The organism is Ruegeria sp. BHSA118 (assembly GCF_059613405.1).
In genome coordinates, this window is record NZ_JBXWSM010000125.1 from 1 (window position 1) to 3,958 (window position 3,958).

3 protein-coding genes and 2 pseudogenes are annotated in these 3,958 nt (G+C 61.4%); 3 read left to right on the forward strand and 2 right to left on the reverse strand.

Features of this window, described 5'->3' with window-relative positions; all coding sequences use genetic code 11:
- Nucleotides 1-123: pseudogene (locus AC2FNN_RS21080) on the forward strand (ABC transporter); the annotation flags it as partial.
- Nucleotides 120-2,648 carry an ABC transporter permease gene (locus AC2FNN_RS21085; protein ID WP_496760425.1) on the forward strand — a complete coding sequence of 843 codons (2,529 nt, stop codon included), beginning with the start codon at nt 120-122 and terminating at the stop codon, nt 2,646-2,648. The pseudogene AC2FNN_RS21080 and the gene AC2FNN_RS21085, both read left to right, overlap by 4 nt.
- 2 nt (nt 2,649-2,650) lie before the next feature.
- Here the strand turns inward: AC2FNN_RS21085 and AC2FNN_RS21090 are convergent, their stop codons facing one another.
- Complete coding sequence (locus tag AC2FNN_RS21090) at nt 2,651-3,097, reverse strand: RrF2 family transcriptional regulator (RefSeq protein WP_170346430.1); 447 nt, start codon at nt 3,095-3,097, stop codon at nt 2,651-2,653.
- Between the two features lie 93 nt (nt 3,098-3,190).
- Here AC2FNN_RS21090 and AC2FNN_RS21095 point away from each other — a divergent pair, with 93 nt between their 5' ends.
- A complete protein-coding gene (locus AC2FNN_RS21095) occupies nt 3,191-3,760 on the forward strand; it encodes a gamma-glutamylcyclotransferase family protein (RefSeq protein WP_496760426.1) in 570 nt (189 codons plus the stop codon).
- A 52-nt stretch (nt 3,761-3,812) separates the two neighbouring features.
- On the opposite strand, the pseudogene AC2FNN_RS21100 reads toward AC2FNN_RS21095, so the two are convergent.
- Nucleotides 3,813-3,958 (reverse strand): annotated as a pseudogene (locus tag AC2FNN_RS21100) (glutamate--tRNA ligase); the annotation flags it as partial.

Sequence of the window (3,958 nt, forward strand, 5' to 3'; positions counted from 1 at the left end):
AAATACGATGCAACCCTGGTTCTGGTGACACACAGCCATTCATTGGCGGAAAGATGTGATCGGGTCGTTCGGTTGCGTGACGGCAGGATCGCAGAAGAGACCCGGCAGGAGGCCGCGGAATGAGCCTGCGGATGGCCGGGCGTCTCGCCCGCCGCGAGCTACGCGGAGGCCTGAGCGGTTTTCGGATCTTTCTGGCCTGTTTGGCGTTGGGGGTCGCCGCCATCGCAGCCGTCGGGTCGGTGCGGCAAGCCATACAGGCTGGGCTTGCGCAAGAAGGGGCCTCGCTGCTGGGGGGCGATGCCGAACTTGAATTCACCTATCGTTTTGCCGACCCGGCCGAGCGGGACTGGATGCAACAGACATCCGTCCAGATGTCCGAGGTTGTCGATTTCCGCTCGATGGCCGTTGTGCCCGGCGCGACAGGTCCGGAACGAGCGCTGACTCAGGTCAAGTCGGTCGACAACGCGTACCCACTTGTCGGCTCGGTAGGGCTGAAACCCGAGATCCCGCTGGAAGACGCCCTTAACGGCAGTTCCGGCTTGCCCGGGGCCGTGATGGAACCTGTGCTGATGGACCGGCTTGGGTTGTCCGTCGGCGATCGGTTTTCACTTGGGACGCAAGAGTTCATCCTGACGGCAGCCCTGCTGGACGAGCCCGACAGCGCTGCGGGTGGGTTTGGCCTTGGGCCGCGCACGCTGGTCCGAACCGAGGCGTTGCAGGCGTCCGGTCTGCTGGAACCCGGAACGCTGTTTTCGACAAAGTACAGGATGATCCTGCCCCGGAACGCAGATCTTTCGGATGTATCCGCAAGGGCTGACGCGGCATTCGAAGGCACGGGGATGCGCTGGAAGGATGCGCGCAACGGTGCCCCCGGAATATCCGAGTTCGTCAATCGTCTGAGCGCATTTCTGGTCCTTGTTGGGCTGTCCGGGCTGGCCGTCGGCGGCATCGGCGTTTCTGCCGCCGTGCGTGCCTATCTGGCGCAGAAGACGGAAACGGTTGCGACATTGCGCACCTTGGGGGCCGATCGCGCCACCATTTTTCAAACCTACATGATTCAAATTGGCGTTCTGTCCGTCTTCGGGGTCGTGATCGGCCTTACGCTGGGTGGATTGGCGCCGCTTGTTCTGGCCCCGCTGCTGGAAAGCCAATTGCCGGTTCCCGCAGTGTTTTCCCTGTATCCACAGCCGCTGATCGAGGCAGCAATATACGGTCTGCTCACAGCGTTTCTGTTCACACTCTGGCCTTTGGCCCGCACCGAGGATGTGCGCGCCGCGACGTTGTTTCGCGACGCGTTAAGCTCGGCCCGCCCCTTTCCACGTCTGATTTACGTCGTGGCAACCGGCGCCGGGCTGTTGTTGCTGATCGCCCTGGCGTCGTGGTTCAGCGGCTCGACCCGGCTTACTGTCTGGACCGGTGGCGGGCTTGTCGGTGCACTGGCGCTGTTGGCCCTCGCCGCTTATGCCATTCGCAAACTGGCCCGGGCAGGGACTTCGTTGGCCCGCGGGCGGCCCACCGTCAGATGGGCGTTGTCGGCCATCTCGGACCCACGCGAAGGTGCAGGGTCTGTGGTTCTGTCACTGGGGCTGGGCCTGTCGGTGCTGGCTGCGGTCGGGCAGATCGACGGTACCCTGCGCAACGCCATTTCGGGCAACCTGCCGGATGTCGCGCCCTCGTACTTCTTTGTGGACATCCAGAAAGATCAAATGCCCGGCTTCACCGAACGCCTGCAAAGCGACCCCGCGGTCAGCCGCATTGAAAGCGCGCCGATGTTGCGCGGGATCATCACACAGATCAACGGCCGGCCCGCTCGGGACGTGGCCGGAGATCACTGGGTGCTGGAAGGGGATCGCGGCGTGACCTATTCGGTTCAAGCTCCGCCGAACACACGCCTGACCGCAGGGGAGTGGTGGGCTGAAGATTACGCAGGTGCGCCTCAGGTCAGTTTTGCCGCAGAAGAAGCTGAAGAGATGGGCCTGAACCTGGGCGACCAACTGACCGTCAATATCCTGGGGCGTGACATCACGGCAGAACTGACGTCCCTGCGCGAGGTGGATTTCTCTACAGCGGGAATGGGCTTTGTCATGTCGATGAACCCGTCTGCGCTGGCCGGTGCGCCGCACAGTTTTATCGCGACGGTCTATGCCGAAGAACAGGCCGAAGCGGCCATCCTGCGGGATCTTGCAGGCCAGTTCCCCAATATCACGGCCATCCGGGTGCGCGACGCCATTGATCGCGTCTCGGGTCTGCTGGCGGGCATCGCCGCAGCAACGTCTTATGGCGCAGGAGTATCTCTGCTGACCGGATTTCTGGTTCTGATCGGCGCAGCGGCGGCAGGCGAACCTGCCCGCAGATACGAAGCAGCAATCCTCAGGACACTGGGTGCAGACCGTGGCCGTATCCTGCGCAGCTTTGGCCTGCGATCTGTTCTGCTTGGGGCCGCTGCGGGTTGCGTCGCGCTGTTCGTTGGTATTCTGGGCGGCTGGGCCGTTGCCACCTACATCTTCGACACAGAGTTCACGGTCATCTGGTCATCGGCCTTCGGCATCGTTCTGGCCGGGATTGGCGTCACGTTATGTGCTGGGCTGGCATTTGCCCTGCGTCCACTTTCAGTGCGTCCGGCGCGCATATTGCGCGCGAGCGATTGAAATCAGCGCACGCAGGCGACAGGCTGCAAGAGCCTCAGCAGCGGATCATTGTCACATACCAGCGCATCCAGGGTAACATCGTCCAGCGACGCATAGAACACCTCTGCCGCGTCCTGAAGCGCAAGCCTCAGCCGGCAGGCATCCGTGAGCGGGCACGTGTTGTCAGCGTCGGCGAAACATTCGGCAATGGGCAAAGCCCCTTCGACATGCCGGAACACCGCACCGATGCGTATCTGATCCGCGGGGCGCGCCAGCGACATGCCACCGTTACGACCACGCTGCGTGCTCAGATAGTTCAGCTGGCTCAACTGATTGATCACCTGCGCCAGGTGGTTTTCCGAAATGTTGCACACTTCGGCGATTTCGGATTTCGTGACCAGTCTATCCGGGTGAGCTGCGCAATACATCAACAGGCGCACAGCGATATTCGTCCTTTTGGTAATCCGCATGAGGGCCTCCCTAGATTCAAGATGCAACCTTATTGCATGTCCGGGAAAAAAGCGGTTTGACATACATCAATCGACCCAAAGGACACTTCTCGGATGGCCGACCCCTATTTCTTTGGCTATGGCAGCCTCGTGAACCTCGCGACGCATGATTTCCCCGATCCGCGCCCCGCGCGACTGAGGGGTTGGCGGCGGGCCTGGCGGCACACCGATCTGCGACCCGTGGCGTTTCTGACTGCTGTGCCCGACCCGGAGTCAGAGATTGAAGGCATGATTGCGCATGTTCCAAAAAATGACTGGGCCGCGCTGGATGAACGGGAATGGGCGTATGACCGAGTTCCCGCTACGCATTCGGTTTCGCATCCCCTGACTCACGACGTCGAAATAGCTGTCTACGCCGTCCCGCAGGATCGGCACAGCCAGCCCAGCAATCACCACCCGTTGCTGCTCAGCTATATCGATGTTGTCGTGCAGGGTTACTTGCGGACGTTCGGAGAGGACGGCGCGGATCGATTCTTTGAGACGACAACCGGCTGGGACGCCCCGATCCTGAATGATCGCACCGAACCGCGTTATCCACGCCACCAGCAACTCAAACCTGTCGAGCGTGATTTTGTCGATGACCGCCTGACCGGTTTGTCGGTTCGATTAGTGCAACCAGCTTAACAAAAAAGGGCCGCGCCGATGACGTGGCCCAGAAAATTGGTGTGCCACCACATTAGCCGCGCGCGCGGATCACCTGTAGCAACGGCATCAGCGCAGCCATTTCCGGGCCGCGCTCCATGCCGGTCAACGCTTTGCGCAGTGGCATGAACAGGCCTTTTCCTTTGCGACCGGTTGCCTCTTTCACGGCTTTGGTCCAGG

Coding starts and splice junctions, on each gene's coding strand:
- AC2FNN_RS21095 (WP_496760426.1), top strand. CDS start 3,191: ATGGCCGACCCCTATTTCTTTGGCTATGGCAGCCTCGTGAACCTCGCG.
- AC2FNN_RS21085 (WP_496760425.1), top strand. CDS start 120: ATGAGCCTGCGGATGGCCGGGCGTCTCGCCCGCCGCGAGCTACGCGGA.
- AC2FNN_RS21090 (WP_170346430.1), bottom strand. CDS start 3,097: ATGCGGATTACCAAAAGGACGAATATCGCTGTGCGCCTGTTGATGTAT.